Below are 17,282 nucleotides of genomic sequence, written 5' to 3'. Positions count from 1 at the left end.
AATGGAAAGAAATCCCCATTTGGAAAGCAACCACGCTTGAGCGAGGATATGCTGTAAGCACTTTCAGGGTGAGAATGCCTTCCAGTCGGTTTTCTTTAATTTATTCATGTCAGCAATGGAGTTTTTGCCTTTAAAACTTTTGCATTCGTTTTTTGACCCGGCACTATATGCAATGATTATTCATGATGTTTACTCAATTGCATTTGATTTCTTACGTTCTTTACCACAAAGATTTAGTAATATCTTTTTCTACCACTGGGTCACATGGAGATCGTTGCTGATATTGGAGGCAGTCCCGGAATTGACTGCCGAGGATTTTGTTCATACTGCTATTTTAAGAAGGTACAGGAAGTACCTCCTTTTGGTTGCAAACACTGTTTTCCTTTTGCAAAGGGCTGTGATTACTGTACACGTAGTATACGGGAATCCTATCCCGGCTTTAAACCTCTACAGATTGTAATGAGGGATGTATCCCAGAATTTACGCTTCTCATCTTCTGAACCGGATAAATTTACCATCAGTGGGGGTGGAGATATCAGCTGCTACCCCGAGCTCAAGGAACTTGTCAGTTCACTTTCTCGTTTTGGAAAGCCCATTCATCTGGGATACACAAGCGGAAAAGGCTTTGATGATCCCGATGACGCTTCCTTTTACATTGAAAACGGTGTCTGTGAGGTTTCGTTTACAGTTTTTGCCACTGACCCTCAACTCAGGGCCAAATACATGAATGATCCTGAGCCACAAGCATCTATTGAAATTCTTCGCCGCTTCTGTGGAGAATGTGATGTATATGCCGCTATCGTCCTGATTCCCGGTGTAAATGATGGTGATGTCCTGGAAAAAACCCTTTCAGATCTTCAGGAAATGGGTGCAAAGGGAGCAATACTGATGCGTTTTGCCAACAGTCGCGAAGAAGGTTTGATTCTACGCAATTCCCCTGTTCTGGAAAATATTACTACACATTCGATAGAGGAATTTGTGACCATAGTAAGAAATGCGGCAGACAAATTTGATCTGCGTATCACCGGCACACCTCTTGAAGATCCACTTATTGGCTGTCCCTTTGCCATAAGGAAGGACAAAGCAGCACTTTCCAAACTCCCGGAAGTTACAAAGACCGCGACCATTGTTACCAGTAAAGCTGCTCATCCGAGATTACAGGAATTTTTCGAGGCGCTGGATGCACCTGTCAATGTTGTGGCGGCAGGCAAGGACATTGGATGCCTTATCACAATTGAGGATTTCCAGGCACTTGACCTGTCTCAGATAAAGGAAACTGTAATGATTCCAGGCCGCACGCTTGCTCATGATCCTGAGATAAAATCGATCCTTTCAAATGACGGTGTGGAGAGACTTATCAGACGAGGTCCGGACCAGCTCACCTATGACGGCGAAATGTCCATTGGTCTGGATAGGGATCAAGTTCTTTCTTTTGAAATCGAGAATCTCACCGAGCTTATCCAGCACATAAACGTAGTTGGACTTCCTGTGGAATAATTACATATAATCCGCAAGTCCCATCTGTTTTGATTTATCGTTCTTAAACAACGACTCGATATCGTATCCGATAAGTTCGATGCGCTGCTGCGTATAACTTGATACATTATACTTTTTTGCAACCTTCAGTGACACTTCAAGATATTTCTTGACCGCTCCTTCATGAACAGTCAGTATGACTCTTCCGCCACAATGTGGGCATGTACCAGTAAGCGGTGCCCTTCTGAATTTCCCGCCACATTTGACACAACGCGTCCCCTGCCTGGAAAATGCCCTGAGGTTGCCAAAAAGATCGGGGAGGAAGTGCGATATAAGGACCCTTTCAGCCACATCTGCCACATCAACTGCACGTATTTTTTCCGCCAGGGAGAGTTGGGCATCCATTTTTTCCACCATAGAACCCAGTGTCTTGTATGCACTTTTGACCGGCCCTGCGGCAATATCCGAAGTATCGTGTGTAAACATAAATCCGTCAAACTGTGCCGGGGTCCCTAATCTGCTGCTGACCAGGTCCATGGTTTCTTCCAGTTCCTTGGGATTTGTATAATTCAAGGTAGTTTCATAAAATTCCAGAGGATAAGAAGAACAAACGTCAATGTTGTGAGCTTCCTTATCGACTTCACTGGGATCAATCCTGGTTGTAAGCACAAGTGGGGCATCCATCTTTCCCCCTCTTTTATCGGGCAGGTATTCATGTGAAAAATTAATCAGGCCGTCCATAAGCAACATGACACAATCCTCATCACCATCACAATTACGCCTTTTTGCTGCATGGAAGAAAGGATGAGCATACCCCACAGATGCTTTTGTGAATCCCACCAGTCTACCCAGAACTCCTGCTGATGTGTGTGGAGCCAGACCGATTAGCATCACCCCGATAACATCCTCTATAGTTTCTGCTTTGTAATAGGGTTCAAGTCCGTAATACTTCACCAGCAGGTCATCGATATACTTTGTAGTCTGGAGGATATATTCTGCCGCACCCCGGGACACCACCAGGTCCTGCACTTTAAGGGTTACGACCTGATCATCCTTCTCCAGTTTATTGCCGTGAATATCTGACTCATATCCCAGTTCAAGAAGTTTTTCAGCCGTGGTTCCCAGTTCATCGGCCCGGATATGTGTCAGGGGAATATCCGACATGTCGTATCTGACAGTTCCATCCTTGAATGTAAAAAGGTCATGTTTTGCTCGAAGGATTCCTTTTTCGAGAGGCTCAGGGGTCATGTGCTTTGACATCATCCTTTTTACCCCTTTGAAGGATTCCAGTTTATTTCGTTCCCCTAGCCTCTCAAATGCCCTGTCATATATCGTTTTAAAATTAATATTGTGGGCGGTCACACAGGACGTGGTAACCTTACATTTCGGACAGATGTCCTTATTGACAGCCCTGCCACAACGGGGACAGAAAAGTTTTGGGATTGTATGGGTGCCACATTCACATCTGAATTCATGGGTTTCCATCCCGCATGTGGGGCATATCCGATTTCCTATCTCAATCTTTATTTCGCCCACTTTGCTGTTGTTGTCGGCTTTATAGGACGCAGCACTGGAGAGCATGCGGGTATTTCCACCGCTTTCACCTATCGGAAACAATACATGCGGAGCAGGGGACATTTTACGCCGGTTCGCTTTTTCCGGTCTTCCCATCCTTGCCCCGATGCGCATTGGTGCTTTCTCTCTGACAGTCCATCCTGAGAGTTTATTGACACATTCAAGGATATCTTCACAAGGTAATTCTTCCCAATGTTTTTTAAGATTCTCTCCTAGCCCCAGACACTGTATAAAAGGCAAAGGATTGTCTATTGTTATTTTCCCATCATAAATCCGGTGTAATGCGAGAAGTTTTTCCAGAATCGTTTTTATTCCCTGCTCCTTTGCTTTTTCTTCAGGTAGCAATAGTCTATTTCCCTGGTCTTCTTTTATGCCATTTTGAGCAATGAATTCTGCAAGTTTTATGAATTCGTCTCTGTCGATGTCAGGCCAGGTATAGGTGTAATCAGGGTGCAGGGGAAGATTGTAATTGTTGCAAATATTCATTACTTCATGCTGGATTGGATTTTCAGGGGCATTCTGGCCAGTTTTTTTTGTGTATTCCTGTGCCCACCATTCCACACAGTAAGATGCAGGTATAAGTGGATGATTATTTTCCAGGAAATCCCCGTAATTGATAAGTATTTCACCGATGTCGATAATGGTTTCCACCTGTGAATGTAGCTCTATTGCAGTTTTTTCATCATCTATCCGAAGCACATCTCCGTTGTAGAGACGCACGGTTGGCCCTTCGATAGAGTCCACAGGTGCCATTCCGGCAGCTTTTCCGGGTCTTTCTATTTTCAGCTGGGTACCGGCAACAATGAAATTATCCATTATGACCATGCCTGCGGGATTTATGCCGGATGCCGCAAATGATGTGTTGCGTGACCTGCCATAGCGGAGCCTGAATCCCCCAGGTCTGGAGGGGTGGGAAAATACAGGTCTGCCTGCAATGAGGTCCCGCATGTATTTATCCTTGGGCTTGACCTTTGTCTTCTCATCTTTATCTTCCTCATCAGAACTTCCTCCTGAAATGAACGTATCCAGCCATTCCCATCCGTCGATTTTGAGTTTGTTCACATGTTTTTGTACTTTTGGAGCTTTTAAGGCCAGTCCTTCGGCAAGTACGAGTGCCATTCCCCCGCGAACCCTGTTTGTTTCGATCCTGTCAAGGTTTCTGTAACCTTCGACCTCTTCCTGTTCAGTGGGCTCTCCGTCTATGCAGATGGGACAATTATCAACGATCAGACGTATTTCGTCTTCCGAGGGCATGTACTGGAGAGTGGCAATTCTTCTGTATAGCAATATTTCTTCGACATATCTTTCCACTTCCTCCTTGCGGGGTTTGTACCTGTCAACACCGATTCCTCTCCTGACATAATCTCCCACAAGTACAGAAAGGGCCTGTGCTGTACCACCAGCACTGCGTATAGGTCCTGCGTAGTATATCTTGATGTATTCAGTACCATCGTCATTTTTGCCCAGGTCTACCCTGTCGATTCCCTCTATCGGGGCGGCAACTACACCTTCTGTAAGCATTGCAACCGCCACCCGTATGGCGCTTTCTATTGCCTCACGTTTTGTATCAAAGTTTCCCACATTGCCGGCAGCGATGTCTTTTCCAAGGGCCAGGGCTGCTTCTTCCCGCGAAAGATCGGTTTCCAGTTCCCGTATACGCCCGGCTACACCTTCAACCCCGATGAGATTTTCTACCCGGTCTGCAAGGTCTTTTGCCAGGGGAATCTCTGTATCGGGTTTTGGATCCTTTCCCTGTGAACGTGCCCTGTTTGCTATTTCAATTTCATTATGCAGCACTCCTTCCATTAGGTCGAAGTATTTCTGCATGGTTTCGCTTACTTCAATGTCTCCCATTATTATCTGCCTTTCACAAACAATATGTGGTATAGTAAAAAAAAGTCTGCCATAGGAAAATTCAGGCATACATACCTGCCACCTCAGGAGACATGACAAGTGTATTGATCTCTTTTTTGTATTTTTCAATGCTTTTGAGGACATCATCGGTGGTCAGGGTTTCGGTTTCTATATTTTCTAAGTCCGAGCGGGTTATGACATCAGGCATCTGTTTGCGCAATTTGACGATTTTATTAAATACACAGGCATTAATTATCCCTTTAACGTCAGCACCTGTTAGTCCTTTGCTTGCCTTTGCCAGTTTTTCATAATCCATTCCTTCCTCAAGGTTGCGTCCACTTAAGTGTATATAATAGATGTCCTGCAGGGCTTTTTCGTCGGGCAGGGGTACCTCCATTTTCAAATCAAATCTCCCCGGGCGCAGGAATGCCGGATCTATATGGTTGGGCCGGTTTGTAGCACCCATTATGATCACTCCTTTTGTACTTTCAATTCCGTCCATTTCCTGCAAAAGAAGGGATACTATCCTTACGGTAACTTCATGTGAAGTGTCTCTCTGAGGCATTAATGCATCAATCTCGTCAATAAAAATCACCGAAGGGCTGCTGGCCTTTGCTTTTTCGAAAAGTGTATTCAGGTTTTTCTCTGATTCTCCGTACCATTTCGAAAGGATGTCTGAACCATTTATGGAATAGAAGTTTGCATCAAGTTCTTTTGCAGCAGCTTTTGAAAGCATGGTCTTCCCGGTACCCGGCGGGCCATATAACAGAATTCCTCGAGGTAATTCTGCCTTGTAAACTTCATATATTTTAGGAAAACGTATACCCAGGTCGATTAGCATGAGTTGCTCTTTTGCTTCCTCGCAGCCCCCGACAGCTTCAAAATCAATATCCAAAAACTCACGGGGAATGACTTCGAATTTCCCCCCTTCTCCTGTTTTTTCTCCTTCCTTTTCTTCAAAAGAATGGGGTTTATATTCGGGTTCTCTTTGGGGCATTGGCACAAGGGATAGATCACTTTCTCCCTCGCCGGCTTCATATCCACAGTTTACAAGTGTCTCGAGTATTTCCAGGAAAACGGGAATGTTTTCTTTTAATTCGGCAGGGTCAAGAATTGAGGTTGAGGATATTTTGAATGTCTTTTTGGTATGACTGAGTATGTAGAGATTTTTGTTTTCCGTGTTGAGTATACGTAAACTTCTTTTTGTGCCTTCGATTGAGTACTTATCCCTTGGAAGTTCTCTTTTAAATAATTCGATGGTTTTTTCAGCACTTGCTTCGTCACCAAGGACGACTCTTCCGTATATATCATAAAGTTCATCGTTAAAGGAATGTGGAGATACAAGGACAGCTGAAATTTCATAAATCTCGTCCCTTGTATGCAGGGGAGAAAGTAATGAAACAACATTTTCTTCGTTGATTGAGAAGAATATATTATTATAATCCTTCATATTCAGGACATCACTGTTTATCTTAAAAGTCATATTTCAAAGTTTGATTTCCGTCTTTTAAAAAAGATTGCGCCATTTGGGTAGTGGTTTTCTGGTGGTGGTTTATGGGTTGAGCACAGTCTTTTGTCCCAATTTAGCAGGAATAAATATAACTAACATTAAACTCAAATTTATATTGATGTTTGTTGAGAGGTGAGTATTAATGAAGAAATTTATAACGATTCTAATGGCCCTATTTATCTTTTCCATGTCTGCAGGTGCCACTATTGTTGATGACATGAAAAGCGAGGTGGATGAATACAATGCCAATTCGGATGACATACCCTCTTCCCTGAAAAACATGCTGGGCAATGAGCGTATTCATGTCATAGTAGATATGAATAATGAGTCCGTTTTAAATCTCACAGCCGTGACAGTCGATGGCAAGATTGTTGAATTTGACGAAATGCAAGATGGTGAAGAATTTGAACCCTCTCTTATTGTAAACACTGATGAGGACACCGCAAGGGCCATAATGGATTCTGCGTCCCCGGCTCAGGTTTTCCTGGATGCTTATGACAGAGGGGATATTGAGATAACTTCTCCAAGTTTTACAAAAAAAGTATCTCTTACAGTGGGTAAATTTGTAGTGAAAATATCGCAATGGCTGGGGTTCTACTGATATAATTCTCTGGCTATGTCTCTTTTTTATTTTTACTGTATGGCTTTTCTACCAGAAACTACATAAAAGTTCATGCATAATTAGTTACAATTCTACTTATTGCATGTATGCTATTACTGGCATATTTTTGCCCGGTGTGGCCAATCTGAATTATCAATAAGAGGACATGAAGAGGTATTCTATGAAAGTTAAAATAACGGAAACAATTCTGAGGGATGCGCACCAGTCGCTTCTTGCGACAAGGATGCGCACGAGGAGTATGTTGCCTATTATTGAAGAACTGGACGAGGTTGGATATTATTCTCTCGAGATGTGGGGAGGAGCAACTTTTGATTCCTGCATCAGGTACCTCAATGAAGACCCCTGGGAAAGGCTGCGTGAACTTAAAAACCATATGGATAACACATATGCCCAGATGCTTCTGAGAGGACAGAATCTTGTCGGATACAGGCATTATTCCGATGATGTGGTCGAAAAGTTCGTGACCAAGGCCTATGAAAATGGAATTGATATTTTCCGTATATTCGATGCTGTTAATGATATACGTAACATGGAAACGTCAATTACCGTTGCAAAAGGACTGGGTGCACATGTACAGGGTACAATCAGTTATACCACAAGCCCGGTTCACACAGTTGAAAAATATGTGGATTTTGCTAATGAGCTGGCTGCTATGGATTGTGATTCGATTTGTATCAAAGATATGGCAGGCCTTTTGACACCTCATGAAGCCAAAGAACTGGTTAGTTCTCTAAAAAAGGAAGTTGGCCTGCCTGTAGATCTCCACTGTCATTGCACTTCTGGTATGGCTCCTATGACTTACATGGCGGCATGTGATGCAGGTGTAGATATACTGGATACTGCCCTGTCTCCCTTTGCCTGGGGTACTTCCCAGCCTCCCACCGAATCCGTGGTAGCTGCACTGCAAGGAACACCTTATGATACTGGTCTGGATCTCGAGCAGCTTGCCGTAGTAAGCCGTTATTTCAAGGATATCAAATCCAAATACAGCGGGGTAATCAATCCGATATCCGAGCAGATTGATACCAATGTACTATTGTATCAGATTCCGGGAGGTATGCTTTCCAACCTTGTATCCCAGTTGAAGGAGCAGAACGCTCTTGACAGGTATGATGATGTACTGGAAGAGATGCCCAAAGTCAGGGCTGAACTTGGATATCCACCTCTTGTAACACCTACAAGTCAGATAGTGGGATCACAGGCTGTCCTTAACGTTCTCATGGGGGAGCGGTACAAAGTTATTCCCAAGGAAGTCAAGGATTACGTGAGAGGTCTGTATGGCCGTTCACCATCACCTATCAGTGATGATATCGTTACAATGATCATTGGTGAAGAAGATCCAATCGATGTAAGGCCGGCAGACCTGCTTGAACCTGAATACGATAAAAGGAAAAAGGAAGCCGAAGAAATGGGCCTTGTCAAAAAGGAAGAAGACATATTGACATATATCCTGTATCCTTCCATCGCTCCGAAATTCCTGCGTGGGGAGGCCAGGGAAGAAAAACTTGCACCTGCCAAACAAACTGCATCACCACCCCTGCCACAGGTATCCATACCTACCAGATTCAAGGTGGAAGTGGATAATGAAGTGTTCGATGTACATGTGGAACCAATGGACGGTAGTGTTGTTGCAGTCGAGGAAAGCAGTCCAAAGGCATCTTCTGTTTCAGCATCTTCTCCTGGTGCCGTAACATGTCATATGCAAGGCATGGTCCTCTCAGTTGATGTCAACATTGGGGACAATGTTGAAGAGGGAGACAAGATTGGCGTCATTGAAGCAATGAAGATGGAAAATGCCATAAATTCACCGCATGGCGGCGTGGTCAAGGAAATCCTTGTTGCTGAAGGCGATTCCGTGACAACGGATGATGTGATAATGATCATTGAGTGATTTAGCCGGAGGTTTTCGATGTTTAAGAAAATACTGATTGCAAACCGAGGTGAGATCGCGATCAGGGTAATGAGGGCCTGCAAAGAGCTTGATGTGTCCACGGTTGCGGTGTATTCCGAAGCCGATAGTAACGCTCTTTTTGCCAAATATGCGGACGAGGCGTACTGTATAGGTCCACCTCCCTCTTCCAAAAGTTATCTGAATATAGATGCAATTATCGACGTGGCCAAAAAATCAGGGGCAGAAGCAGTTCATCCGGGATATGGATTCCTTTCGGAGAATGCGAAATTTGCCAGTGCCTGTGAAAAAGCAGGCATCAAGTTTATCGGCCCGTCGAGTGAAGTTATCGAAAAAATGGGTAGCAAGATCGCTGCCCGTTCGGCAATGATCGAGGCCGGTGTACCGGTGGTTCCCGGTGATGGAAGGGCTGTTGAGGATGATGCCACGGCAATTGAAATAGGCGAATCCATCGGTTATCCTTTGATGGTGAAAGCTTCTGCCGGAGGTGGTGGTATAGGCATGAAAGTTGTTTATACTCCCGACGAGCTGACCCGGGCACTTTCATCCATACGTAATGTTGCAGCTTCTACATTTGGTGATTCAACCGTCTTCATTGAAAAATATCTTGAAGAACCACGCCACATAGAGATACAGATATTGGCTGATTCTCATGGCAACTGTCTCTATCTCGGTGACCGTGAATGTTCCATTCAGAGAAGACACCAGAAACTGATTGAAGAGGCTCCTTCTCCTATAATGACTCCTGAACTTCGCAAGGATATGGGTGAAGCTGCTGTCAAAGCCGCCAAATCAATAGGATATGTGAATGCTGGTACTGTTGAATTCCTGTATTCAAAGGGTGATTATTATTTCCTTGAAGTAAACACAAGGCTTCAGGTAGAACATGGAGTTACGGAACTTGTTACTGGCATCGATATAGTAAAACAGCAGTTGCGTGTTGCCTGTGATGAAAAATTACCCTTTACACAGGATGATATCGAGATCCGGGGTTCGGCTATTGAATGTCGTATCAATGCCGAGGATCCGTTGAATGATTTCGCTCCTTCACCTGGTAAAATACGCAGGTATCGTTCAGCAGGTGGCCCGGGAGTGAGGGTGGATAGTGGAGTTCATATGGGTTATGCTATTCCTCCATTTTATGATTCAATGATCTCCAAACTCTGTGTATGGGGAAGTGATCGTGAGGAAGCCATTGCACGTATGAAAAGAGCCCTCTATGAATATGTTGTTGTAGGTGTGCAAACCAACATTCCTTTCCACAGAACGGTTTTGTCCATTGATGCATTTGTAAAAGGGGATCTAACAACACACTTTATTGATGACCACGATGTGCTTTCAGCTTTAGGGAAGGTTGCTTTATCTGATAGTGAAAGATGTGCAACTCTTTCTTCTGCTCTTGAGGATCGCAACAAGAAGATTGCTGCGATCAGTACTGCAGTTGGTTCATATATGAATGCCGCAAAAAGGCATGATATGAAAGGCTCAGATGAATGACGACAGATAACTTTTTTTTTATCTGTCTCTCTTTCTTTATTGCGGGGAGTTTTTGTGGAGAATAAAAAAATTGAATTGATACGTCTTCTTTCTCAGACCGAGAGCAAGCCTATTTCCGGGGAACAGATTGGCAGAAAACTGGAAATTTCCAGGACAATGGTTTGGAAATATATTCAGTCGCTTCAAAGCCAGGGGTATTCAATTATCTCATCCCCTGGTAAAGGCTATCTTTTAAACTCGGTTCCTGATTCTCTTTTGCCAGAACTTGTGCAAGCAGGTCTTGAAACAGATATTTTGGGTAAGGACATCCGGCATTTTATGGAACTTGAGTCCACCAACGATCATGCAAAAACAATTGCAAGAGATGCAAATGAAGGCACTGTTATAATTGCAGAAGTCCAGAAAAAGGGACGTGGTAGAAAGGGGTTTGATTGGGTATCTCCTCAAGGGGGGATATGGATGTCTATAGTCCTTAAACCATCGATAGTTCCTGCGGATGCTTCAAGATTGACTCTTTTGGGCGGACTTGCTGTGGTTGATTCTCTGAAATCAATTGGCCTTAATCCGTCTTTGAAATGGCCAAACGATGTGCTTGTTAACAGCAAAAAGATTTGTGGAATTCTTACAGAAATGGAAGCTGAAATAGATCGGGTTGAATATATTGTCCTGGGTCTGGGAATTAATTTAAACTTTGATACCGATATGTTGCCGGAGGAAATCCGGGATGGTTCCACAACCATAAGTGATGAGCTTGGTAACTATGTGGATAGGCTCGAATTTGTCCGCTCTTTACTTTATAATCTGGAACAGTATTATATCCATTTTAAGACACAACCCTTTGAGGAATTAATGGAAAGGTGGATAGATTCTTCGGATACTATTGGTAGAAACGTACGTATAGTCACTCCTTCTAAAATGGTGGATGGCAGAGCAATTGGGATAGGCCTCTCCGGGGGTTTGCTTTTGCAGAAAAATGATGGTTCAACCGAAGAAATTATGTCTGGCCGCTGTATCTACATCTGCCGGGGATTGTGATGAAGGACATTCCATATTTTAAAATTTTTTATTGTTTTATACTATGTAGTATTCTTTTATGTGGTGTGGTAACTGCCGGGGATTCTGATATAATCCTCAATGGTACATCCGTGTATGTTAAAGCCGGAGAGACTTTCGGTTTTGAGCAGGATTATTCTTTGCATGTCAAGTATGTCAATCCGGAAAGTGAAAGAATATGGATATCCCTTTCATTGAATGATGAAAGTGTGGCGGATTCCATTCTGGGCCGGGGTGAGATATTTACCTACTCCAGTAATTCATCAACGGTATTCAATATTACAATGGGTAAGATATATTATGGTTCCAGTGGTGAGCTGGTAACGTTTGACCCGGTTTATCAATATGTAGATCAGAGGTATCCTTATAATCCGGAGGATGAAGAGATGCAGAATAAAATGCCAAATTCATCTGAAAATGAATCTAAAAATCAGGGAGTGCCCTTTTTAAACCCGGCACTCCTGGTTCTGTTTGCATTTCTGTTGCCCTATGTGTATGAAAACAGGTAATTTTAGAGTTTGATATCTCCTTTATCCATAAGGACTCTCAGTTCTTCAAGACTGAGTTTGCCGGTCTTTTCAAACTTTTCTTTTGCGGCAACGTGCTGATTACTCTTTTTTTGTTCGTCCTTATGAGTTTGTATATCATTCAATTTATCAAGATAGATGCTAAGTTCATCCCTCAAACTAGATATTTTTGTTTTGAGAGGATCTATCTTTTCACGAGTAGGAGCAATTACCTGGTAGGTTTCTTTAATCTGCGAATGGAATTTATCCGCTTCCTTACGGATCTCATCGACCTGCTTATATAGCTCTATCATATTCAAATGATGTTGCTGGGATTTTTCTGCAAGTTGCTTTATTTCCTTTGAAACATCTCTTTCCTCGTCACCAATGTCTCTGGTATTTTCATAAGTATTGATGACCTGCTTGTGGAAATCATTGGCAGATTTTGCTGCTTCAAGACGCTTTTCCAGTTCGTTGAGTTTTTCAAAAAGATCCTGCTCGTGCTTCAGGGGAATGTCAGCGTTGAGGAATTTATCAAGGTCTTCTGCATAGGCTTTAGAAAGGGTTTCCAAACTCCCTTTTGATTGTTCGTTATATTGATCACGCTTTTTCTTGAGATCATTTATATCTTTCACGACCTTGTTTCTTTCACCAGCAACTTCATTCCTTCTGGATTTTAAATCAGCTATCTTCTTGTTGATCTCATCACGTTGAGTTTTTTCTTCCCGTGCCTCTTTTGCAAGTTCCCTGACTTTTGCATTGAGCTCATTCCTTTTCTCTTTGAGTTCATCAATATTAGTTTTATGAAGTTTGAGTTCTTCGAAAACCCCCTTTAAGCTCTTTTCATGCTGGGATATCTCTTTCCTGTAATTATTTACAGTATCTTTGAGTTCGCGTTCTGTCATTGAAGATACATCTTTCATGCAACATTCCCCGCAATCACTTCTTTTTGGTTTTTCCAGTACTCAAGTGCTTCTTTGTGGCTTTTGATCCTTCTTTCCAGCCAGTTATGCCTGGGTTTTTTTTCACCAAGTTCTTTATGAATCTGATCCATGTTTTCTTCTTTTTCCATAGATTTTACCAGGGATGATATTTCGGAGGAAGCTTTTGAAGCTTCTTGTATGCGGGCTTTTATCTGGCTGGTGTATTCACGTGTATTCTCGTTTTCAAGTTCAGCTATTTTTCCCAGGACATCTTGAACAGTTTTTTCTTCATTTTCCAGCTGTCTTGTCCTTTTCAACTCCTCGATGTCATCATTTGTGGAGTGCATAATTCGATTATCAAGTTCTTCGGGACAGGCTGAGAACATTTCTCCCAGCAGATTATTCGCCTGGTGATACAATTGCTGCTTTTTTTCCTTGAGTACTTCTAAGCGGTTTTTCTCTTCTTCCCTTTTCTTTTTAGAGTTGCTTATTGTATCCTCGAGTATTTTAACTTCATACTCAAGTTTACTGTATTCGGCATTGTACTCATTCAGAAACTTCTGGTGTTTTTCAATCACACCATTCACCACTCCTTCTTTGCCAGGGAAGGGTGAATTTTCTTCAACTGCACTCTCATTCATCTTAAAAACCTTTCGTAGTCTTATATCCTGTATAATTGCGCATGTGGCACGCCATTAATAGTAATTATTGATTCGGGATTGATCATCCCGCATTCCAGGGCACATTCAATTGTTTTCTTGCCAAACAGATTCGCACTGGTTGCCCTTCCAAGAGCAGATTGCACTTGTTTTTCAGATACGATGTCCCCTTTATAGAAACTTTCCGTTATTTCGACAACAACATTCCCGTGTTCCAATTTCTGTCCGATTAACTCCTGGTCACAAGCAGCAACAATCAGTCTGTCTCCGGCTCGGTGTTCTTTGAGGTACATATATTTCCTCATACCAGTCTTATATGTTTTTTATCAGGTGCCAGCAAATCACCCGTTCGTTTCATTTTCTGAATAAGCTCCTCTGCGTGTTCCCTATCTATATTTTCAGCTGAGGCTTCTTCATAGACTTCATCCAAAGGTGCTTTACCGCCGGCATGTTTCTGACTTACGTGCTTTATAATATCCTGAAGTATGTGTATTTTGTCACGCTGGCTTTTACTCGTACCTGATGCTATGACATCCACATCAAGAGCTCCGGTGTCAGGATCAACACCAACTTGTTTCATACATGCGAGGGAAATTTTAGTGGTACGTTTTGCATCTTCAAGGGTCACAGTGTTGCTAAGCCTTATTCGAGCATTGGATTCAGCAAGCCTGACCAGTGCTTCCAGCTGCCTTGCAGTGACAGGTACCGGTGAATCCTTATTCTCTCCCATCTTACGTAGATCTAGATAGAAATCGATCAGATGTTGCCTGGCTTCTTCTTCCATAATGGGGTAGACCATCCTGCGTGCATAGGCAACGTATTTGCGTAATAATTCCGTCTCGATTTCAGGCAGGATTACTTTCTGGTGAGAGGCAACTTTTCCTGTGTTATTGTGGAGGTGGATAATTTGTCCCATTGTTCATAGAGTTCTCCGGCATAATGGGATTTGAGAATATGGTTTGCGATATTAGCATCCATTTTTGAATCCGGTACATCAAGCAGGATGAAAATCAGATCAAACCTGGATATGAGGGCTGGAGGCATATTGATCTGTTCTGCCAGTCCTTCGTATCTGTCAAACCTTCCGTATTTAGGGTTTGCCGCTCCCAGCAGGGCACAACGGGATTTCAGTGTTGCCAGGATTCCAGCTTTTGCCACAGAGATTGTCTGTTGTTCCATTGCCTCATGGAGTGCACTTTTGTCTTCCCTGCTCATCTTATCCATTTCGTCCACTGCCGCAATTCCCATATCTGCCATGACCAGGGCACCGGCTTCCAGTGTCCAGCGACCGTCTCCCAGTTCATCCTTGACCGCTGCTGCAGTCAGCCCACTTGATGAGGCACTCTTACCTGAAGCAAACACACCTCTTGGGGATAATTTCACCATGTATCTGAGTAACTGACTTTTCGCAATACCGGGATCTCCTACAAGCAACAGGTGGATATCTCCTCTAATACGTCCTCCGTCAGGCAGGGATTTTGGGACTCCTGAGAATAACTGTAAAGTTAGTGCTTCTTTGATATTCTCATAACCATAAATTGAAGGTGCTATGGATTTTATAATTTTATTATATATCTGTGGATCATTGCTAAGTTCTATTATTTCGTCTTCTTCTTCCGGGGATATATCCAGCTCATCAAATTCCTGATCCAGGTATTCTATGGAATTGCAGTGTAAGACAAGATCGTAAAATGTGGATTTACCTTCACGTGTGGTTCTCTGGTGGGACCTGAGAATACCGTTTACTACTACACGGTCACCTGGCTTCACAATGCCGGCCAGTTCATCTTCGGCATCGACATCAATACTCTGGGGCTGACTTCCTCCCTTGAGACTTTCGGGAGATTCCTGTACCTGGAGCTTCTGGGCATCGATGAAATTGGATTTATCAATGAGAAGTTTGAATGGCCCTCTTTTGCCGCAACTCTCTTCTTCACATTCGCCGGGTTCCACGAATTTTGGCCCGCTCTGGGGTACATAATTTACTGTTTCACAACGCATACAGTAAAATGCCGCATTGGTAATCTTTGGGCGTACTTCGGTTGCCTTGCGTATCATTCCTTCAACTGCAATGAATTTAAGGAGATGATTGCTCCTGAGGTCACGTATTGTAACTTTGTTTGGAATACTGGTAAACTGGATGTGTGCATCATGCAGTTGTTTTTCAACAGGGAGCTCAATTTGTTTAAGAGCTTCTTCAGCCGAGGGGATAACCTCATCCGGCGTTTGTAATAATTCTTCGGAAAGTTCCCTGTCGAATTGTTCCAGATCTGTAAAATTTACTTCTATACTTCGTAATTCCGGGTATTCGTTGGCAAGTTTAAGTATATCATGCCAGCAATATCGTTTAAGAAAATCCCGGAATTTATTTTCCCATTTTTCTTCCGTCATTAATATCAGTGCATACCAGATTTGAATTCGGATTATAAAAACTTACAAGCTTTATCTATCTTTCGTGTGTATCATTTCTTTTTTATTTGTATATCTCTGAGTACTCCTCTTAGTGTCTGTACTTCCCTTGGTGTCAGTTCTGCACGTCCGAATATCCTTTTCAACATAATTGAAGTTTTTTCCATCTTATGTTTGGGGTGTTTTATACCTGCAAGCACCTGTTCAAAATGGTCATATAATAATTGCAGATCAAAACCATCAGCAATTGGTCTCTTGCCGATTTCCAGATTGCTCATCTCATACATTGTAACTGTTGCTGCATGGGAGATGTTCATTATGGGATATTTTTCTGATGTTGGAATTGTCATTATCATATCGCACCTTTTGAGTTCTTCCCGGGTAAATCCATTATCCTCTCTTCCGAAAAGGAAGGCAATCTTTCCATTAGTTTCCCTGAATTTATCCCTGATTTCGGAGGGAGTATATGCAGGCATGCGTATGTGCTGGTCGGTTTTTATACCTGTGATTCCGGATGTTCCAATTACTATATCTGTATCTTCAATAGCTTCTTCCAATGAGTCTACTCTAGGGGCACTTTCCAGTAAATCACGTGCATGGCATGACATTGCTCTTGCCTGTCCTTCGAGCTTACAGGGATTTACAAGAACCAGGTCATCAAATCCGAAGTTTTCCATTGAGCGTGTAACCGAACCTACATTTCCCTGGTATAAAGGTTCTACAAGTACGATTCTAATTTGCGGTGACATGTCTTCCTTTTTGAATACGCTCTTTACTATAATATCTTGCGAATGGTTGTCTGTTTGCAGTTGGGTTGATGCAATATTTCGTGCCAAAAAATGTTATATACTATACGAACAATCTATTTTCTGCTGCTCTAATAGCATTACGATGGAGTGATTTCATGAGTCTTGAGAAAATATTGAAAGATACTTTCAAAGGGGAAACGACAGAAGTTGGATGGTACCTTGCCATGTCAAAACTGGCAGAGAGGGAAGGCTATCCTGAAGTTGCAGTTTACTTGCGCCAGATTGCAATGGATGAGGCCTGGCATGCCGCAGAGACTGCGGAGATTCTTGGATTGATCAAAGATACCACAATTGAGAACATCAAGATGATGCTTGAAGGTGAAACCATGGCAGAAGGTGAAAAAAAGTGACGCTGCTAAAATTGCCAGGGATGAAGGTAATGTACAGGCAGCTCTTTTCTTCGAGAAAGCTTCCTTTGATGAGGCAAGGCATAAAGAAGGCCTTAAAGGTCTGCTGAAAAGACTGGAAAAAGAGTGCTAA

At 42.8% G+C, this 17,282-nt stretch carries 14 protein-coding genes and 1 pseudogene; 8 read left to right on the top strand and 7 right to left on the bottom strand.

The features are described from left to right. Positions 1-264 precede the first annotated feature (264 nt). Positions 265-1,497 carry a methyl coenzyme M reductase-arginine methyltransferase Mmp10 gene (mmp10, locus tag C9889_RS02695; RefSeq protein ID WP_129596974.1) on the top strand — a complete coding sequence of 411 codons (1,233 nt, stop codon included), beginning with the start codon at positions 265-267 and terminating at the stop codon, positions 1,495-1,497. On the opposite strand, the gene C9889_RS02690 is transcribed toward mmp10, so the two are convergent. Both C9889_RS02690 and C9889_RS02685 read right to left on the bottom strand, forming a co-directional pair. Continuing rightward, on the bottom strand, positions 1,498-4,905 hold the full coding sequence (locus C9889_RS02690) for a DNA polymerase II large subunit (RefSeq protein ID WP_129599384.1): 3,408 nt from the start codon (positions 4,903-4,905) through the stop codon (positions 1,498-1,500). A gap of 61 nt (positions 4,906-4,966) precedes the next feature. Next, on the bottom strand, positions 4,967-6,388 hold the full coding sequence (locus tag C9889_RS02685) for an ATP-binding protein (protein WP_129596972.1): 1,422 nt from the start codon (positions 6,386-6,388) through the stop codon (positions 4,967-4,969). Between the two features lie 169 nt (positions 6,389-6,557). Here C9889_RS02685 and C9889_RS02680 point away from each other — a divergent pair, with 169 nt between their 5' ends. From C9889_RS02680 to C9889_RS02660, 5 genes are all read left to right on the top strand, one after another. After that, a complete protein-coding gene (locus C9889_RS02680) occupies positions 6,558-7,016 on the top strand; it encodes a hypothetical protein (protein WP_129596970.1) in 459 nt (152 codons plus the stop codon). A 181-nt stretch (positions 7,017-7,197) separates the two neighbouring features. Next, positions 7,198-8,928 (top strand): sodium-extruding oxaloacetate decarboxylase subunit alpha, encoded by a 1,731-nt coding sequence (gene oadA, locus C9889_RS02675; protein WP_129596968.1) that lies wholly within the window; start codon positions 7,198-7,200, stop codon positions 8,926-8,928. 18 nt (positions 8,929-8,946) lie between these two features. Next, entirely contained in the window at positions 8,947-10,443 is a 1,497-nt protein-coding gene (locus C9889_RS02670) for an acetyl-CoA carboxylase biotin carboxylase subunit (protein WP_129596966.1), read from the top strand. 54 nt (positions 10,444-10,497) lie between these two features. Beyond that, positions 10,498-11,478 (top strand): biotin--[acetyl-CoA-carboxylase] ligase, encoded by a 981-nt coding sequence (locus C9889_RS02665; RefSeq protein ID WP_129596964.1) that lies wholly within the window; start codon positions 10,498-10,500, stop codon positions 11,476-11,478. A gap of 65 nt (positions 11,479-11,543) precedes the next feature. Beyond that, on the top strand, positions 11,544-12,005 hold the full coding sequence (locus C9889_RS02660) for an S-layer protein domain-containing protein (RefSeq protein WP_164999261.1): 462 nt from the start codon (positions 11,544-11,546) through the stop codon (positions 12,003-12,005). 2 nt (positions 12,006-12,007) lie between these two features. On the opposite strand, the gene C9889_RS02655 is transcribed toward C9889_RS02660, so the two are convergent. The 5 genes and pseudogenes from C9889_RS02655 to C9889_RS02635 form a co-directional block, all read right to left on the bottom strand. Then, complete coding sequence (locus C9889_RS02655) at positions 12,008-12,925, bottom strand: coiled-coil protein (RefSeq protein WP_129596960.1); 918 nt, start codon at positions 12,923-12,925, stop codon at positions 12,008-12,010. Continuing rightward, positions 12,922-13,566 carry a GumC domain-containing protein gene (locus C9889_RS02650; RefSeq protein WP_129596958.1) on the bottom strand — a complete coding sequence of 215 codons (645 nt, stop codon included), beginning with the start codon at positions 13,564-13,566 and terminating at the stop codon, positions 12,922-12,924. The genes C9889_RS02655 and C9889_RS02650 overlap by 4 nt, the downstream gene beginning before the upstream one ends. Positions 13,567-13,586: 20 nt before the next feature. After that, a complete protein-coding gene (locus tag C9889_RS02645; RefSeq protein ID WP_072359460.1) occupies positions 13,587-13,877 on the bottom strand; it encodes a DUF424 domain-containing protein in 291 nt (96 codons plus the stop codon). Between the two features lie 8 nt (positions 13,878-13,885). Then, positions 13,886-15,975: pseudogene (locus tag C9889_RS02640) on the bottom strand (minichromosome maintenance protein MCM). A gap of 71 nt (positions 15,976-16,046) precedes the next feature. Then, on the bottom strand, positions 16,047-16,742 hold the full coding sequence (locus C9889_RS02635; RefSeq protein WP_129596956.1) for an RNA methyltransferase: 696 nt from the start codon (positions 16,740-16,742) through the stop codon (positions 16,047-16,049). Positions 16,743-16,897: 155 nt separating this feature from the next. Between C9889_RS02635 and C9889_RS02630 the strand changes: the two genes are divergently transcribed. Both C9889_RS02630 and C9889_RS10280 read left to right on the top strand, forming a co-directional pair. Next, on the top strand, positions 16,898-17,152 hold the full coding sequence (locus C9889_RS02630) for a ferritin family protein (RefSeq protein WP_225419955.1): 255 nt from the start codon (positions 16,898-16,900) through the stop codon (positions 17,150-17,152). Next, positions 17,139-17,282: a ferritin family protein gene (locus tag C9889_RS10280; protein ID WP_225419954.1), complete on the top strand. Its 144-nt coding sequence runs from the start codon at positions 17,139-17,141 to the stop codon at positions 17,280-17,282. The genes C9889_RS02630 and C9889_RS10280 overlap by 14 nt, the downstream gene beginning before the upstream one ends.

Source organism: Methanohalophilus profundi, assembly GCF_004137855.1.
Taxonomy (GTDB): Archaea; Halobacteriota; Methanosarcinia; order Methanosarcinales; family Methanosarcinaceae; genus Methanohalophilus; species Methanohalophilus profundi.
This window is presented reverse-complemented; position numbering and strand designations above follow the sequence as displayed.

Coding starts and splice junctions, on each gene's coding strand:
- C9889_RS02645 (WP_072359460.1), bottom strand. CDS start 13,877: ATGTACCTCAAAGAACACCGAGCCGGAGACAGACTGATTGTTGCTGCT.
- C9889_RS02655 (WP_129596960.1), bottom strand. CDS start 12,925: ATGAAAGATGTATCTTCAATGACAGAACGCGAACTCAAAGATACTGTA.
- C9889_RS02690 (WP_129599384.1), bottom strand. CDS start 4,905: ATGGGAGACATTGAAGTAAGCGAAACCATGCAGAAATACTTCGACCTA.
- C9889_RS02635 (WP_129596956.1), bottom strand. CDS start 16,742: ATGTCACCGCAAATTAGAATCGTACTTGTAGAACCTTTATACCAGGGA.
- C9889_RS02650 (WP_129596958.1), bottom strand. CDS start 13,566: ATGAATGAGAGTGCAGTTGAAGAAAATTCACCCTTCCCTGGCAAAGAA.
- C9889_RS02670 (WP_129596966.1), top strand. CDS start 8,947: ATGTTTAAGAAAATACTGATTGCAAACCGAGGTGAGATCGCGATCAGG.
- mmp10 (WP_129596974.1), top strand. CDS start 265: ATGGAGATCGTTGCTGATATTGGAGGCAGTCCCGGAATTGACTGCCGA.
- C9889_RS02680 (WP_129596970.1), top strand. CDS start 6,558: ATGAAGAAATTTATAACGATTCTAATGGCCCTATTTATCTTTTCCATG.
- oadA (WP_129596968.1), top strand. CDS start 7,198: ATGAAAGTTAAAATAACGGAAACAATTCTGAGGGATGCGCACCAGTCG.
- C9889_RS02685 (WP_129596972.1), bottom strand. CDS start 6,388: ATGACTTTTAAGATAAACAGTGATGTCCTGAATATGAAGGATTATAAT.
- C9889_RS02630 (WP_225419955.1), top strand. CDS start 16,898: ATGAGTCTTGAGAAAATATTGAAAGATACTTTCAAAGGGGAAACGACA.